This window comes from Halorubrum rarum, from assembly GCF_048380895.1.
Taxonomy (GTDB): domain Archaea; phylum Halobacteriota; class Halobacteria; order Halobacteriales; family Haloferacaceae; genus Halorubrum.
The window spans coordinates 211,370-226,055 of sequence record NZ_JBLWMN010000002.1 but is presented as its reverse complement, the minus strand read 5'-3'; the positions used below and the strand labels follow the sequence as shown (position 1 = coordinate 226,055).

The 14,686-nt window shown below is 56.5% G+C and carries 14 protein-coding genes and 3 pseudogenes; 9 read left to right on the top strand and 8 right to left on the bottom strand.

Annotated elements, in window-relative coordinates:
• Positions 1 to 89 precede the first annotated feature (89 nt).
• Both ACNSN7_RS02790 and ACNSN7_RS02785 read left to right on the top strand, forming a co-directional pair.
• Positions 90 to 323, top strand: a complete 234-nt coding sequence (locus tag ACNSN7_RS02790) for a hypothetical protein (protein WP_418280487.1) — start codon at positions 90 to 92, stop codon at positions 321 to 323.
• 188 nt (positions 324 to 511) lie between these two features.
• Positions 512 to 1,768: a PD-(D/E)XK nuclease family protein gene (locus ACNSN7_RS02785; protein WP_418280486.1), complete on the top strand. Its 1,257-nt coding sequence runs from the start codon at positions 512 to 514 to the stop codon at positions 1,766 to 1,768.
• A 108-nt stretch (positions 1,769 to 1,876) separates the two neighbouring features.
• Here the strand turns inward: ACNSN7_RS02785 and ACNSN7_RS02780 are convergent, their stop codons facing one another.
• The 3 genes from ACNSN7_RS02780 to ACNSN7_RS02770 form a co-directional block, all read right to left on the bottom strand.
• Positions 1,877 to 2,902, bottom strand: coding sequence for a tyrosine-type recombinase/integrase (locus ACNSN7_RS02780; RefSeq protein ID WP_418280484.1), 1,026 nt, complete (start codon positions 2,900 to 2,902; stop codon positions 1,877 to 1,879).
• Positions 2,903 to 3,109: 207 nt separating this feature from the next.
• Entirely contained in the window at positions 3,110 to 3,619 is a 510-nt protein-coding gene (locus ACNSN7_RS02775; RefSeq protein ID WP_418280482.1) for a hypothetical protein, read from the bottom strand.
• A complete protein-coding gene (locus ACNSN7_RS02770) occupies positions 3,619 to 4,122 on the bottom strand; it encodes a DUF7342 family protein (RefSeq protein WP_418280480.1) in 504 nt (167 codons plus the stop codon). Before ACNSN7_RS02770 ends, ACNSN7_RS02775 begins: the two co-directional genes overlap by 1 nt.
• Before the next feature lie 622 nt (positions 4,123 to 4,744).
• On the opposite strand from ACNSN7_RS02770, the gene ACNSN7_RS02765 reads away from it, so the two are divergent.
• Complete coding sequence (locus ACNSN7_RS02765; RefSeq protein ID WP_418280479.1) at positions 4,745 to 5,305, top strand: carboxymuconolactone decarboxylase family protein; 561 nt, start codon at positions 4,745 to 4,747, stop codon at positions 5,303 to 5,305.
• A gap of 241 nt (positions 5,306 to 5,546) precedes the next feature.
• Here the strand turns inward: ACNSN7_RS02765 and ACNSN7_RS02760 are convergent, their stop codons facing one another.
• Positions 5,547 to 5,987 (bottom strand): hypothetical protein, encoded by a 441-nt coding sequence (locus ACNSN7_RS02760; protein ID WP_418280477.1) that lies wholly within the window; start codon positions 5,985 to 5,987, stop codon positions 5,547 to 5,549.
• A gap of 134 nt (positions 5,988 to 6,121) precedes the next feature.
• Positions 6,122 to 6,667 (bottom strand): helix-turn-helix domain-containing protein, encoded by a 546-nt coding sequence (locus ACNSN7_RS02755; protein ID WP_418280475.1) that lies wholly within the window; start codon positions 6,665 to 6,667, stop codon positions 6,122 to 6,124.
• 490 nt (positions 6,668 to 7,157) lie between these two features.
• Between ACNSN7_RS02755 and ACNSN7_RS02750 the strand changes: the two genes are divergently transcribed.
• Positions 7,158 to 7,577: a hypothetical protein gene (locus ACNSN7_RS02750; RefSeq protein ID WP_418280473.1), complete on the top strand. Its 420-nt coding sequence runs from the start codon at positions 7,158 to 7,160 to the stop codon at positions 7,575 to 7,577.
• A 374-nt stretch (positions 7,578 to 7,951) separates the two neighbouring features.
• Here the strand turns inward: ACNSN7_RS02750 and ACNSN7_RS02745 are convergent, their stop codons facing one another.
• A complete protein-coding gene (locus ACNSN7_RS02745) occupies positions 7,952 to 8,149 on the bottom strand; it encodes a hypothetical protein (RefSeq protein ID WP_418280472.1) in 198 nt (65 codons plus the stop codon).
• 412 nt (positions 8,150 to 8,561) lie between these two features.
• Here ACNSN7_RS02745 and ACNSN7_RS02740 point away from each other — a divergent pair, with 412 nt between their 5' ends.
• Positions 8,562 to 8,759, top strand: a complete 198-nt coding sequence (locus tag ACNSN7_RS02740; protein ID WP_418280471.1) for a hypothetical protein — start codon at positions 8,562 to 8,564, stop codon at positions 8,757 to 8,759.
• A gap of 359 nt (positions 8,760 to 9,118) precedes the next feature.
• On the opposite strand, the pseudogene ACNSN7_RS02735 reads toward ACNSN7_RS02740, so the two are convergent.
• A pseudogene (locus ACNSN7_RS02735) lies at positions 9,119 to 9,283 on the bottom strand (IS200/IS605 family transposon protein TnpB); the annotation flags it as partial.
• 145 nt (positions 9,284 to 9,428) lie between these two features.
• On the opposite strand from ACNSN7_RS02735, the gene ACNSN7_RS02730 reads away from it, so the two are divergent.
• The 4 genes and pseudogenes from ACNSN7_RS02730 (at position 9,429) to ACNSN7_RS02715 (ending at position 13,986) form a co-directional block, all read left to right on the top strand.
• Positions 9,429 to 10,625, top strand: a complete 1,197-nt coding sequence (locus tag ACNSN7_RS02730) for an O-antigen ligase family protein (protein WP_418280469.1) — start codon at positions 9,429 to 9,431, stop codon at positions 10,623 to 10,625.
• A 20-nt stretch (positions 10,626 to 10,645) separates the two neighbouring features.
• Positions 10,646 to 10,878 (top strand): annotated as a pseudogene (locus ACNSN7_RS02725) (transposase); the annotation flags it as partial.
• Positions 10,879 to 11,145: 267 nt separating this feature from the next.
• Positions 11,146 to 12,507, top strand: coding sequence for a hypothetical protein (locus ACNSN7_RS02720; RefSeq protein WP_418280468.1), 1,362 nt, complete (start codon positions 11,146 to 11,148; stop codon positions 12,505 to 12,507).
• Between the two features lie 143 nt (positions 12,508 to 12,650).
• Positions 12,651 to 13,986, top strand: a pseudogene (locus ACNSN7_RS02715) (RNA-guided endonuclease InsQ/TnpB family protein).
• A 66-nt stretch (positions 13,987 to 14,052) separates the two neighbouring features.
• Here ACNSN7_RS02715 and ACNSN7_RS15545 read toward each other — a convergent pair.
• Positions 14,053 to 14,253 carry a DUF8044 family membrane protein gene (locus ACNSN7_RS15545; protein ID WP_496923304.1) on the bottom strand — a complete coding sequence of 67 codons (201 nt, stop codon included), beginning with the start codon at positions 14,251 to 14,253 and terminating at the stop codon, positions 14,053 to 14,055.
• Positions 14,254 to 14,686 lie beyond the last annotated feature (433 nt).

Sequence of the window (14,686 nt, the reverse complement as noted above, 5' to 3'; positions counted from 1 at the left end):
AAGAGCTTCAGAGAAGCACTCAGTGAGAGACGGTCAGATAATTCGGGTATCGACTAACTCCGAAGCAAAAACTCTGGCAGAACAGCGGGATGCTGTTAGTGGTACTCGGTATTTTGCTATCACTCACCCTCGTTGGGGCCATTATCGGAATCCCGATGATAATCGCTGGGATGATTATATCGAGCAAAGGCGGCCCCGATACTGATGAAATAGAGTTTTCGTGCCCTGAATGTGATGCCGAGCTTCAACACGATACTGAAGTGTGCCCTGAATGTGGCGAAGATGGACTTCGGCTGAGCAAGTCTAAACCCATGAAAGAGTAAGCAGTTGTCTTCCAACTCAGGGTTATACAACGGCAGAGGTGGCCAACAACGATTGTTAATGTATCGGGAAGCACAATAGAAATGGCACTGGCTACACTGTGGTTTGGTAAAGCCTCACTCTTTGCGAAGTACCCGAACTATCCTATATTTCGATAGTTTAATCTCGATTTCCTATTAACTGGAGAGACGTGATTACAGATAGTATTGAAGAGCATTTGATTGACTTAGAGCGGAGATTCGACGCTCTTCCCGAGGCTGAGGCACCGCCTCCAACAACGTTACAGGTCCTTGGCCGTAGCCGAAGGGAGAGGTTCTGGCAACAACTGCTTGTCCATTTCTTGTCACCAAAGGAACCTAATGGTCTTGGTACTGCCATACTGGAACACTTTTTGAATGGCCTATCAACTCATTCAAATCTTGATTTTTCGTATTCCCGTCTGGACCTCGATAACATCCAGGTTCAACAAGAAGTCTCAACTGACCAAGGTCGCCCTGATTTGGTCATTTGGTCCCAAGAGAGTTGGTTCCTGTGTATCGAGATGAAGGTGGGTGCCACCGAAGGAGACGACCAAACTCAGCGATATGTTGATGTAGACCTCTTTGATGAAATTAACCTTGACAAAAACGAGGTTCCCGAAGAGAACCATTACTATGTATATCTTGCACCGGAAAATGCATCACCTCCGGGTGCTGAAGAGTTTGCCTCAGTTTCTTGGGAATGGGTGGCGTCAGAACTCCAGACATTCCTTGCCAGCAGTTATGGTGAGCACCCGACGCGAACAAACGCCCAACTGAACGATTTCATTGATACCATTCGAAGCGAACTAACCATGACTGATTATCAAGAAAACCAACAAGAGAAAGTGGCCTTGGGTATCGAACATTATGAACCAATGATAGAGGTGTTAGACGCCCTGGAAAGCTACGTCAACAATCTCCAAGACAGTTGGCCAGATTGGTTTTTAGAGCAGAATCCAGAGGGGTGGAACACCAGTTGGAACGCTGAGGAAGGCAGTAACAGTTACATGAATGTCTATCACGATGAGTGGATAATCTATCCATCAGATGGGGAAACGAACACAGACCCAGATATCCACGTCTACTGGGAATTTAGGGTTTCTGAACGTCATATTGGACGAGGTATAGTTAATCACCGACTCGTAGTGACTGGTGAAAATGACGCTCTCATAGAGACGTTCCGGAACCACTTCTATGATGAAACTATCCAACAGTCACTGTCTCGCATACTCACCGACCTCCGAACCAATTCAAACAAAGAAGTGAGTGCCCAAGACTGGAGTGACAATACTTACGAGCGTGTCATTGACGGAGACTACCAGTTTGAGTTTAACGGCGGAGAAGGATTCAAACAGACAGCAGTAACCGCGTTCGAAGATTTGCAACCAGTATTCGAGTTAGTCACAGAGGCCGTCCCTGAGCGATAAACAATCAATCTCACCCTTGGACAGAAGGTGTGATAAGTTTTCAGACAAAAGAAGAGCGGTCAATGCTAACAGAAAAGTCGATGAGAGTAGAGAAAATATGAGTAGCGTCTATACGTCGTCGATGTACGACCGTCGTTGCTCTACCTTCTGTTCTTCACTTCTCTTGTCATAATGCTTATTCAACGTGTCTGCCTCCACGTTCATCCGGTCACTCACGACCTGTTCTGGAACATCTTCGGATAGGAAGTGTGTGATACTGCCCCGTCGAATTGCGTGAGGACTCACGTTCAATGGGCACTTGCTGTAGCCAGTATAGCAGGCACCTTCACAGGTTTCTATCTCACGCCCTTCGGGACACTCGTCGGAATAGTAGCATGGCCGAGTGACCTTGTAGACCGTCTCTCGGATATTTGAGCGCACCATACGCCCACTGGCGCTCGTGATGAAGGGTTCCCGGCCATGCTCGTCAGTCATGTCGTGGCGTTGGTGAGCAATCCAGGCATCGAGGACGTTACAGACATCGGGGTCCAGCGCGACCATTCGCTCACCTTCTTCTCCGTTCTTGAGTGCTGTTCCGGATTCTGGCCGATGACACAATTCCAGTCGAGCGTAGTCTGGGTAATAATCGGCTACATCGAGAGCGTGAACCGCCCCGAGACGACACCCTGTATGCCAGAATAGTTCGAGTAGAACGTGTTCCCGTGACGCATATTCGAAGCGTCTGAGATAGCTCAGAATGCTTTCTGCTTCGTCTACTGGGAGAATATCGTTACTTCGCTCTTCGTTCTTGTCGAGGCTTGGCATCAAGGCCTCAAATTTCTCATGAAGCCCCGGTGTGACGGCATCGACGGACTCACACCAACGAACGAAGACCCGAAGAGCATCGAGGTTCCCTTCGAGAGTGATGGGCTTCAGGTCGCCATCTTCCCGTCGCCAGGTTTTGAACTGCTGAACTTTTCGGCCCGTCAGGTCGTTCATGTTGTCTAAGCCCTCTACGTCTTCGCACCACCGAATGAAGTGCTTCAGTCGGTAGTGGTAGCCACTGAGGGTACTTTCCGATACTTCGCGCTTCCGAGCGTTGAGGTACATCTCCTTAGCTTCCGCCGGGGAGATGGGTTCCAGTTCGTCGGTCATTGTTTGCTCCGGAAGCACCGGAGGGCGGGAGGGTGATCGACTTTATTTCACTGAGATGTCTTCGGTTCAAATCCGGGAGGCGGCATTCTACTCACAGTTCAAATGCCTGCGGTGCTGCGTGGGCGACTTTCCAAGATTTCTCGGACCAATAGGTACACGATTGACACCTGGCTTCTGACGTCGCTCGGAATCCGGTAGAATACGGGACTACTCGATTGCAGAGGCAGTGGAATCGAGTCGAACGGGTCGTCCCTGCTCCCACTCGACGGCGAGGACCGCGTCTCGAAGCGAACCGAGTCTGCGCTCGACGACGTCCAGCGGATGTGAGTCGATGAACTGCGCTGGTTCGTGCGCGACGGGTGTCGCGCCGTCGTTCACCTGCAAATGAACTGCCCCGAGATCATCGTGCGTATCGTCCTGATGCCAGCCCACCAGCAGACTTCGGTCCGGCTCAATCCAGTTGAACCAGTAGTACTCGTAAGGCTCGCCAGTCTGCAGTTGAAATCCGATCTCGATCCGCGCAGTCGTCGCCGGATACGTATCGTCACCGAGGAACTGGCGTGGGTCTACCTCGGCGACGACACGGTACGGGCCCGGTTCGCGTGATTCAGCGCGCCGTCGTCGAACGTTCTCGAACTCGCCGCTGAGTCGATTCTGGATGCGGTCGTGGAGCCGTTTGCTCTGCAAGTTCGCCCGATTCGCGAGGAAAACGACCATCAGACGAATGTCGAGGGAGAGTCAGTCCGGGGTGAAGAGAGTTCAATGACGTCATCATACAGTTGGAGGGCGTGCTTCACGAGCCCGAGTTCCGTGTTGATCGCCTCCCACGTAGCGATCACGCTGCGGCGCTCACGAAGCTCCGCAGCCGAAAGCTCCTCGTCAGCGAATTCTTCCCGGAACTCGTTGAGTGAACTCACGTCGTACTCTGTGGCCAGCTCTTCCTGTTCCGTCTTCAGCTCCGTGAGTTGACTCTCCAGTTCGTCGCGCGAGTGGGCCTCGATCAGGTCAGTCACCTCGTCGAAGAGCATCCGCACGGGCTTCAGATCGTACGCTTTCGCTCCGTCGACCGTTGTCTCGGTGACCCAGTCGTCACTCTGCAGGCGCTGGAGTTCGTCGTCGGCTGTCGTGCGCGAGACGTCTGCCCGATCCGCAATTTCTTGGACCGGTGTCGGCTCGTTCAACAGTTCCACGACGTGCCGGACACGCTCGCGACCACTCATGTTATTTCTCCACGACTCCGAGCTCGGTTCGGTCATCCGTACTGGTACTTATGTCTGCTAGGTCAAATAATTTGGTACATCTCAAATATTTAAAATAGTACGCGCCTATCCTCCGGTGGGAGGCTGTTCAGATGCTGGGAGGCGGCATCATACTCACGGTTCAAATCCCTGCGAGCGTTGCGTGTGCACAGCAGGAACAGGTCAGCTCTTCTAGGCTTTGAACAGAGGCCGTTCCAACCGTGCGTCGTTTCGGCAACCGGACCGGTATGTGCGTCACTCAGAGTCGTCAAGCCGGTCGGCGAGCGCGTCCATCAGTTCCCACAGGAACCCGGACACCGAGCGTGTATCGAACGAGATCGGCTCGTACGTGTACGCGTCGTTCGTACCATCGCGCTCCTGATAGTGGAGTAGTCCATCGAACTGTTCGGTTCGAAGTGATCGGTTTTCCCGTGGAACGTGGTTCACAATCCGGGAGGCGGCACTTCTACGATGCGGCCCGAAGAGTGAACGGCGAGAGAAACCGAACGGTGGCAACCTCGACAAATCGAGAGCACACCCTTCCGATTCTGGCCCGCGTCGGGGGCACCCGATTAAGAGCCCGAAGATCGAAAGAGCGGACGCCATGACAGGACCGGGATCGACGCGGATTCCGTACATCACCGACAGAGACGACGTTCCGGAGGGACATCGACACCGCTACGACGCCATCGAGGAGAGCCGCGGGGGCGTCAGGGGACCGTTCGGCGTGCTCATGAATAGTCCCGAGGTTGCGGGCCGAATAGGACACCTCGGGGCGTACCTCCGGTACGAGAGCGTGCTTCCGGACGCCGAGCGGGAGCTGACCATCATCAATACGGCACGCGAGTGGGACTGCGCCTACGAATGGGCGGCGCACGAACCGATAGCCCGAAAGGCCGGAGTCAGGTCGGAGGCTATCGAGGCGGTGGCGACACGGGCGTCCGCGGACGGACTGACGGAGACGGAGAGGGTCATCGTCCTGTACGGCCGTGAGCTACTCCGCGACAACCGCACCACGAAGGCAACGTACGAATCAGCGAAGAACCAATTCGGGGTCCAGGGCGTGATGGAACTGACCGCCATGGTCGGGTACTACAGCATGCTCGCGTGCGTACTGAACGCCTTCGAGGTAACGCCCGGCAACGACGCACCCGAGTTGCCCTGAACGGTCACCGATTTCGACGCATATCGGGGGTGCCCCGTGCAGGCCACCTCCATCGGCCGAGGTCGGATGCTCGTGGTCTGTGCCGCACCTCAGGGGCTGTCCCCGGGTCAAATTCGGGAGGCGACATAGGCGACATGGTACTCCGCGTTCACATGCCTGCGAGCGTGACGTACGCGCAGCAGGTGCCAGCCAGTTACGCGATCCTCTCAGAGCGCAGGATTCTGACGAGCCTCCGTTTGCTTCAATCGCGGTCGCCAAGCCGATCGGCGAGTGCGCCCATCATTTCCCACAGGAGTCCGGTCGCAGAGCGTGTGCCGACCGAGACCGGATCGTACGTGTAGGCGTCGTTCGTTCCATCCCGTTCCTGGTAGTGGAGCAAGCCGTCCACGTGCGGGTTCGGTTCGCAATGGAACCCGCAGTCCAGACCGTCCGGCTCGCTGTAATGGAGAGCGTAGTACGCCCGGATCGGCGTCCGCTCCCAGGTGTCGTTCGCCCGACCGGACGCCTCCGGGCCAGGTGACGGGTTCGGAATCCACGTTACCCGAAGTGACGCACTCTCTACTCCGCGACCGAACCACGACGGATCGAGCGTGGCTCGGAGTTTCCGGTACTCATTCGGTGGTTCCCCCTCGACGGATTGGACGGCGGGGTGTCGCGCTAACTCGCCGCGCAGTTCGCGCAAAATACGGTGGCGATCCCGTCCCGAGTTAGCACCTCCATCGGAGCGGACACGTTCCCTGCGGGACTCAGAAAGAGGACGAGGGCTTCGGTGATAGCCGGTGTCGGGTTGGTTCCCGGGTACGTCCCGCTCGCCGGTCATACCGTGAGCGACGACGGATCAGACGTCCATGTGTCATAGTTCTCGATGGCGTCCTGCACGAGTGAGAGTCGATACCGGGCGAGTTCCCAGTCGCTTGCGATCCGTACGAACTCGTAGGCTCGTTCGACGGAAACGTCGTCAGCAGCCGCTCGCTCGCGCAACGCGTCCGGCGAGTCGACGTCGTACTCGGCCTTCCAGGTCGCGATGTCGCTTTTCAGATCAGCGGCCCGTTCCGAGAGCCCTTGCTTCGTCGTCTCTCGGAGTAACTCTCGAACGTCCCGAAGCCGGGTGTACAGCGGATCGGGATAGTAGCGACGGGCACCGCCCTTTTCGGTCGCCGTCACGACGCCGAGATCGATGAGCCGGCGTAGGTGGTCCCGCGCCGTATTCGGGGAAACGGAAGACTCCTCGGCGATCCACGGGGCGGGCTGCGGCTCCGAGAGCGTCATCGTGACCGACTTCACCCGATCGAACGCCGACGCGTGCTCCTTCCACGTTCCTCCCCACGCGGATTCGTCGTTTGACGCCTCCTCAGGTGACATATCCAACAGCACTCGTTTAAATGTAATAATTCTATCTCAACGCAAATTATTGCGTCCCATCTGGGATCGAGGGGCTGAGATCGTTCGATTTCGCATGGAATCAGCGTATCTGAACACGACCCTCGACTGACGGTCGAGCCGTCCCCGTTCCCGCGAGCGGAGCGGGCGCTTCCATGTGAATTCCCAACTGTCAGTCGCTCTCTCCCCCATTCTCGGGTGTGCGCCCAGCAAGCGGGGTTCGTCACCAGTAAGGCAGGGTTACGGACGCGCGTTCGCTGGCAGGCGGATTCCACGGGACATAACAATATCCGAATGGGGGCAACGTGTGGTCGATGGAAGACCAGACTACGAGCGTATCGCGATCCGGATCTCGGTTCCCGGTGACGCGGCTGTGCTCGAACGCAACTCGACGCAGTAACACCCGAGTACAATGAAACGCCCGTCACTCAAAGACCAGTTGGGAGAGGGCAAGTCACGTATAGACGATCAGATGACGGAGGCGATAGCCGATGCCCTCTCGTCGAACGACAAGGTCATCGAAATCAGGCCCGCGAAACGGTCGAAAGGGATGGGACTGAAAAGACTCCTGCTGTTGGGAGCGGGTGCGATCGCTCTCGCCTACTGGGCCCAGAACTCTCGGAAGCCGGGCGACCTTATCGAGAGTGTGAAAGAGAAGACGGGCAACCGGATCCACCAGGCCGCAGAGACTATCGAAGAGGGGAGCGAGACCGCATCCGAACGGATCGAGGCAGGTTCAGAGCGGGCCGGCGAGGCGGTTCAGGAAGCCGGCGAGAAGGCGGCAGAACAGACGGAGGAAGCCGGCGAGAAGGCAGCAGAACGGACGGAGGAAGCCGGTGAGAAGGCGGCGGACGAAACCGACAGCGTCGCCAGCAGCTCCTCAGAAATGTAATTCCTCCGCGATGCCGAGACTGATCCCAGCCAGTATACCGCCCAAACACCTCGAGCGTCCCACTCCGTGGTGGATACCTGATACCACCAACCCGACTGACGATCGAACTGTCCCGTTCCCGCGAGCGGGAAGTCGAAGGTGGATCGGTGAATATCGATCGAGACATCTCTATAGGTCCTATTCGTTCGAATGAGTCGTTCATTACGCGATCGTCTATGATCTATGACGTGATTTTCGAGCGCAAGCCTCGCCCTTCAGGGCGGGGTCGATCGAAGCGAACGACCTCGGTTGCACGTTCGGATCCAGAAGCGGGCACACTCTCCGTCGTCTTCTCGTGGAAGCGGTTCAGAAACAGGAGAACGGTCTCGCGTTTCTCACTCCTCGACGAGCCGTTCGACCACGGCGTTGGCCAAGACGCCAGCGACGAAGTACGTACCGACTTCGCCGAGAATGTGGACTTCAGGGTCACCGTACGGTGGGAGTATCGTCACTTCGAGCTGGTTGTAGGTCGGTCGAACGAACGGTCGTGCGTCGTCAAACTGTTGGTAAGCCTTGGCAACTTGTCCGAGCATTGTTCCGTTGCGTCGAGACAGAGGAGGTGTGTATATAAATCATTGCTACCCGTTTAGAAAATCGACGAGAAAGCGTCGCAGATCTGTGGTAAGCCCATCCCAAGGACAGAGATCGATCCCTACGAACATTTCTCGCTATTTGACATCCACCTACGCCTGAAGACGTCCTCATAAACCGATGATTTCTGGGGACGGTGCCGAAGCGCCGTTACTCGGTGTTGATGGCTCCCATTACTACCGTCGAGCGGTAATTGGTGAAGCGTATCGTCGGATACATCCTGCGGCTACAGCCGCAGGAATTCTCCTTGCATCTCTATAACAAAATAGCCGTCCACTCAAGCGAGTGGTGATGGCAGACCAAACAGAGAAAGACGAAGCCAAGGAGGTCGGAATGCGAACTGGTCGTGATCCAATGATCATGGCAGCCGTCGGATCGGTACTGCTGGCGTGGTTCCAGTACTACGTCCGCGGGAACAAGGAGCACGGACTGTTCATCGGCCTGTGGGCACCGACACTGTTGGCATTCTCTAACGCCATCCGGATCAACGGAATCGCGGAACAGGTCGAGAGCAGAACTCCGAGTCTGTTCGAGTGGCTGTCCCAGGACTGAAAGCGACGTCCACGCCGTCGCAGCCGGAGGCGAGCAGGAACGTCTCGGCTCGGTTCAAATCCGGGAGGCGGCATCCCGATTCTAGTCGGTTCTCATTCGCACGCAGGCAACGCCTTACGGCGATTTTCCCGCTGATCTCCCGATTAGATTTGACCATGGTTCCACTCGCGCCCCGACGCAGTCAGGCGCTTCGCTCTTATACCAGAACGCACAGATCCACGCTCTCAACGCTGATCCGTACCACTATCACCAGTCTCTCGACGCTGAGGGAAAGCAGTTCGTTCGGGATGTCTCCGCGACGATTGGGGACCGTCTCCGTGCGAGGTCCGGTGATATTGACTACATGGACCGAGTCGCTATCAAACTGCATATCGTCTCGAAGGCGACGGATTATGGTCTTCCCGCCAGTTGTGATTGTTCCACGTGAGGTACACAGGCCGTGCCATCGACCCGACTTCGTTGTTCTGCTGTCTGAGGAACGATTCGGAAGCTGTGAGATCAGCGTGCCCTTCGAACCCGCACGGTCTCCAAACCGTGCAACGGGCGATTAACTAATAGACGTTGTACGGTACTGACGCCGGAATGAATTTTTGGCAGTACATCGACTATTTGTGGGGCCGATCATCCTCGGAGGCCCGAACAGCTCCTCTCCACTATCCGCTTATTGCCGTGTTAGCGATCCTCGTGAGCATCGCTCCGTCGACGTGGTTTATCCCCATAGATTACGGGTATCTGCTTTCGGGCATAACGCTCGCCACGATTATCATTTACGGCGTCGTGTTCACAAGCGTTCGAATCTCGACTGATCCAACGTTTTTCGTACTCTTTGGAGGGTACTACGCGGGGGTAATGGCCCATTACTGGTTTCATGATACACATACAGTGATGTTGTCTTTTCTTCTCAGCACGCCCGTCGCTGTGGTCGCAACGGTCGTCGTCTTACCACAGTTCATCGAAGGGCGACGACGGACGTTCACGATGGGGCTGACAACGGTCGGCGTCGTTCTCGCCGTAATCGGCGTCTGGGTACTCTGGGTAGCGACAACGTCTGATACGAGAGTTCCTGATCACGTCGGGGAGCCAGTCATGGGTCTGTACGCGATCCGAACCGTCTCGGTGTTCATAAACCCCAACCCATATGGGTTTTTTATGATGATCGGGTGTTTGGCCGCGTTGTATACCGTCCTCGTTCGTCGAGGCTTCGTTTGGATCGCAGCGCTTGGAATCTGCCTGCTTGGATTGGTGATGAGCGAAGGCGATGCCGCACTCGTCGGCTTCATCGCCGGCTCGCTCGTCGTACTGTCGGGTCGACACGAGTTCCTTTCACTTCTGGGTATCGGTGTCGGGGTGATCGCGTTGTACGGGATGATCCGAATCGGTCACGTCTCGGCGGTGATGCAGACGACGCTGATGGATCGTGTCGATCGATGGATGCGATCGCTGGAACTCATCGCCGAGAACCCGTTGTGGGGTGTTGGATTCGCGGACGTTGGTTCGGCGATCGGAATCGGAGATGAGTTCGGCTTCTCCGAACTGTTTCCACCGCTCAGCTCCGACACCGGGAGGAGTAGTGGTCCACATAACTCCTATGTGTATCCGCTTCTCAGCACCGGGTTACTTGCTGGTTTACTCTACCTTACCTCGCTGGCTTACACGCTCGGGTGTGGAATCAGGAAGCGCTGGACCCCATGGAACGCGTACGTCGTCGGTACGGCTAGTGCAGTGTACGTGTACATGGTTTTCGAGTCCCACTTTCTCGGCGGTTTGGGCGTCTCATCGGTTGTCTTTGGCCTGTTCATCGGCCTCATGCTCCTGAACGATTCGGACGGATCAGACACGGAGACGAACGGGGCTCACGGCACGTGATGCGCTCACGACCAACGCCGGACATCGATGCAAACACCCTCGTCGCGTGTACAACAGGACTGTCACACGACGCCGATACGAAGGGAGCGGTCCGTTCAACAGGTTTCGTGAGACGACACGAGAAACTGCCCGTTTTCAATCGCTGTTGGAGAAAGGCCGATACAGTGGGCACCGCATCCGTCAACTGTACGACCGCCGGACGAAGCAGCGAGATCACGCCCGAGGTGCACTCGTCCGTGACCGCATCGAACGACCGGCAGGTAGCCAGGGCAACCGCCCCGAGATCGTCCGGACCCCCGTCTTCCGTGATGACGAGAATCTCCGATCCTCGAACCGCGTGACCCCGAGGGTGAAGCCTATCCGATGGGTCCGTCAAATCACGCGACGTAGCGGGGGTAATGAGACACAACCTACTGGTAGTTGGTGTATACTTATTATGTCGTACTATTTAGAATAACTACGTTACCGTTTTCCTATCATGTGCCAAGCAGTCGACTACCGGGTTTGAACTCGAGTACGTATGCCCGAAATCACCGTTCAAGACGTCTTCGCCAGCGGGTCAAGCCTTCAATCCTCCTTTACGTATTCACGAGAACTCCGACAGTACTTCGACGAGGAACCGTTTTACGTCGAGTACGACGTACCGGTTTCCGATGTCCCGGAGGGGATCCTTTCGATTCCAGTCCTTGCTCACCTCTGTCCGGTTGCTTGGGCGACGGGTGCCGACGTCACCGTACCCGTCCTCGACGAGCGGTTTCTGGAATCGATCACGGCCGTGAAGTCGGTGCTGTGCGAGATGTACCCGACGTTCATGGAGGGCGGAGACGTCGTCCCCGAAAACGTCGTCGACACAACCCCCGCCTACGATGAGGCATCGAACGCGGGGGTGCTGTTCACGGGCGGCGTCGACTCCCTATCGACGTACATCACTCACCGCGACGAGAACCCGACACTCATTAACGTCCAAGGGTGGGTCGTGGGAATCGACGAAACGGACCGCTGGAGACGTGTTCAACGTCGGATGGACGACTACGCCGCTCGATTCGGCGTCGACACGCAGCAGGTGCGCTCGAACATGCTCGAATGTCTGGATACGTCGATGTTGAACGCTACCTTCGGGCCCCATCTCGACGGACAGTGGTACAGCGCCGTCGGGGGAGGTCTCGGACTGCTCGGGCTCTGTGCCCCCCTGACCGTCGCACAGGACATGGGGCGGCTCTACATCGGGGCAACGTTCTGGGAACACGCGCCAGCTCCCGACGTGGTCGACCACTGGGACGGTCGTGCGTTTCCGTGGGGGTCACATCCCGACATCGACGGAAACGTCGCATGGGGGCGTACGCGGGCAGCCCACGTCGGGTTCGATCGCAACCGACAGGAACGAATCGAGGTCATCGCGGACTACGTACAAAGGAACGGATTCGATCTCCCGGTTCGGTCGTGCTCGCACTCGCAGGTCGGCGGGAACTGCAATCGGTGTGAGAAATGCATCCGGACGGGACTCGGCATCGCGTTGGCCGGTCTCGACCCGAACGACCACGGGTTCGACCTCGATCGGACGGCGTTCGATCATGCCATCGAACAGTTCGAAAGGGGCGCATGGCTCATCACCCAACACGCCCCGTACTACTGGCAGTACTATCAGCAGCAGATCGACCCTGATCAGGACCTCCCAGTGTCTGGATCCGATAGATTCGTTCGTTGGCTGCAGGATGCCGATTTCGAGTCGATCACGGGGATGCCAAAGCGCGAACAGGTGGTCCATACGATGTTACGGAACACACCGTATCCGTTGTATTCGGGAGTCCGTAGCCTGTATCGCACACTAAAGACACGGAGAACGGCGACTCACGAGATCGGTCGGATGCGACGCACTCGATGACGGAGAGTCAAGGAAAACGCCTCGCGCTTCAGCGCGGGGATGAATCCGACAACTCTTCGCTACTCTACCGTTCGATGGGACGGCAGGATATTTCACGCTGCGTAATCCACACCATCAAGTAAGTTTGTCTACATAGGTTACGTATGGCAAAACAGGTCGTTACGCGCACCTATACTGCTTCCATTCGGAATCAGTCACAGGTGTCCGACGATCTTGATGCCCTCGGGTTCGCAGCCTCAAAACTCTGGAACGTCGGACGGTGGACATGCAGCCGGATTTGGGGCGAGATCGGACACATCCCAAACCACATCGAACCCACCGCGTATCTCAAAAACCACGAACGCTATGATGACCTGCATTCTCAGTCAAGTTCGTTCGAGACGGCGAAGCCGTCTCGTGATGCCAATGAGCTCCGCTCATTGAGCACAGCGAGTCCTTCAAGAACTCGCTGAGGCGTTCAACGGGTGGTACGGCAAACGACGAAACGGAGACTCGACTGCGAAGCCGCCCGGCTACCGCAAACGCAACGACGAACACCCGCGTTCGACGGTGACGTTCAAAGCCGCTGGCTTCACACTCGACACCCAGTACAACCGCGTCCGACTCTCGAAAGGATCGAACCTCAAAGAGTATTGGTCGGACTTCATTCTCTGTACATTCCAAACTCGTCCCGACGTTGACCTCTCTGGCGTGGAGAACGTCCAACAAGTGAAGGCGGTTTGGACAGGCGATACGTGGGAGCTTCACTTCGTCTGTAAGGTTGAGATTGAGGTAGCTGAGTCGCCCGGCGATCAGAGTGTCGGCATCGACCTCGGCATCAATAACTTTGCCGCGTTGGCATACGAAGACGGCCACAGCGAGCTGTACCCGTTGAACTGTCTGAAGCAGGACGACTACTACTTCAGCAAGCGGCTCGCTCAGTGTGACGACTCAAGCTGTGAACAAGCCACGCGGCTGAATCAGAAGAAATCGGGACGGCGCACGCACTACTTCCACACGCTCTCGAAACACATCGTTCAGCGGTGTGTTGAGGAGGACGTTGGAACGATCGTGATCGGGGATCTCTCCGGCATCCGTGAGGACGACGAGACCGATAAGTCGAAGAACTGGGGCACGCACGGCAATCTCGACTTGCACTCGTGAGCATTCGACCGCTTCACAGAGCGGCTCACCTACAAAGCCGAGATGGAGGGTATCGTCGTCGAGGAGGTGTCCGAACGTGACACGTCGAAGTCGTGTTCGTGCTGTGGTCGCAAGCGGGATGGAAACCGTGTCGAGCGCGGACTGTACGTCTGCGACGACTGCGAGACGACGGCGAACGCAGACGTGAACGGAGCCGAGAACATCCGACAAAAAGTATCTCCGAGTTCACCGAGTGTGTCGGTGAATAGGAGTAACGGCTGGTTGGCACAGCCATCGACGTTCCTGTTTGACACGGAAACTGGTGCGTTCGCGCCTCAAGAACGGGTACTGTCCTAAACCACAATATCCCAACTCAGCGGTACGGTGCCGTGGGAATCCTCGTGCTTCAGCGCGGGGAGGATATCAAAGACCAACGATCTTGTAAACTTCATACACTTGCCTTAGGGCGAGGACGGCCACGGCTGCCGCACCGAGATAGAACAGCCGACGGAGCCGGGCTCGCCACCTCGTCTCCACGTGGGGTGGGAAGTAGAACTGCGATACGATCATGCACGTCGCCAGCGCCACGACCAGGAGCGATCCGTGGTCCGCGGGAGTCACCATCGTCTCCCCCCTGACGTCGTCCGTGGTAGAGCAGTGATCACATCGACATACCGATCTTCCGGCCCATTTATTAGTATAACCGCCGTATCCGTAGCCCTGTCTCGGTAGTAACACACTATGACTACCGGCGAAACGGGGCCGAATCCGACCCTGCGATATGCGGATCTTTGGAAGTCGTTCGTCTCGGGCCGGAAGGATCGTGGTGATGCCGAAGCACAGAGGGGTGGAGACGCTGGCGCGCGGATGATTCTTGGACGGTCGGTAATAGCCCTCTACTGTCGGTAATAGCTCGTTATCCGTCGGTAGGAGTACCATAAACCAGGTGCACGTGCCAAAAATCCACGGCTATTGTAGGCGAATATATTATCAGATACTAAACAGTTGCTGGCTATACACAGCTATCGAACAATCATTCATCCGTATCGAACGATTA

Excerpts from the sequence above, each read along its gene's own strand:
- ACNSN7_RS02790 (WP_418280487.1), top strand. The coding sequence starts at position 90 with ATGCTGTTAGTGGTACTCGGTATTTTGCTATCACTCACCCTCGTTGGG.
- ACNSN7_RS02765 (WP_418280479.1), top strand. The coding sequence starts at position 4,745 with ATGACAGGACCGGGATCGACGCGGATTCCGTACATCACCGACAGAGAC.
- ACNSN7_RS02740 (WP_418280471.1), top strand. The coding sequence starts at position 8,562 with ATGATCATGGCAGCCGTCGGATCGGTACTGCTGGCGTGGTTCCAGTAC.
- ACNSN7_RS02720 (WP_418280468.1), top strand. The coding sequence starts at position 11,146 with ATGCCCGAAATCACCGTTCAAGACGTCTTCGCCAGCGGGTCAAGCCTT.
- ACNSN7_RS02775 (WP_418280482.1), bottom strand. The coding sequence starts at position 3,619 with ATGGTCGTTTTCCTCGCGAATCGGGCGAACTTGCAGAGCAAACGGCTC.
- ACNSN7_RS02745 (WP_418280472.1), bottom strand. The coding sequence starts at position 8,149 with ATGCTCGGACAAGTTGCCAAGGCTTACCAACAGTTTGACGACGCACGA.
- ACNSN7_RS15545 (WP_496923304.1), bottom strand. The coding sequence starts at position 14,253 with ATGGTGACTCCCGCGGACCACGGATCGCTCCTGGTCGTGGCGCTGGCG.
- ACNSN7_RS02780 (WP_418280484.1), bottom strand. The coding sequence starts at position 2,902 with ATGACCGACGAACTGGAACCCATCTCCCCGGCGGAAGCTAAGGAGATG.
- ACNSN7_RS02770 (WP_418280480.1), bottom strand. The coding sequence starts at position 4,122 with ATGAGTGGTCGCGAGCGTGTCCGGCACGTCGTGGAACTGTTGAACGAG.
- ACNSN7_RS02755 (WP_418280475.1), bottom strand. The coding sequence starts at position 6,667 with ATGTCACCTGAGGAGGCGTCAAACGACGAATCCGCGTGGGGAGGAACG.
- ACNSN7_RS02750 (WP_418280473.1), top strand. The coding sequence starts at position 7,158 with ATGACGGAGGCGATAGCCGATGCCCTCTCGTCGAACGACAAGGTCATC.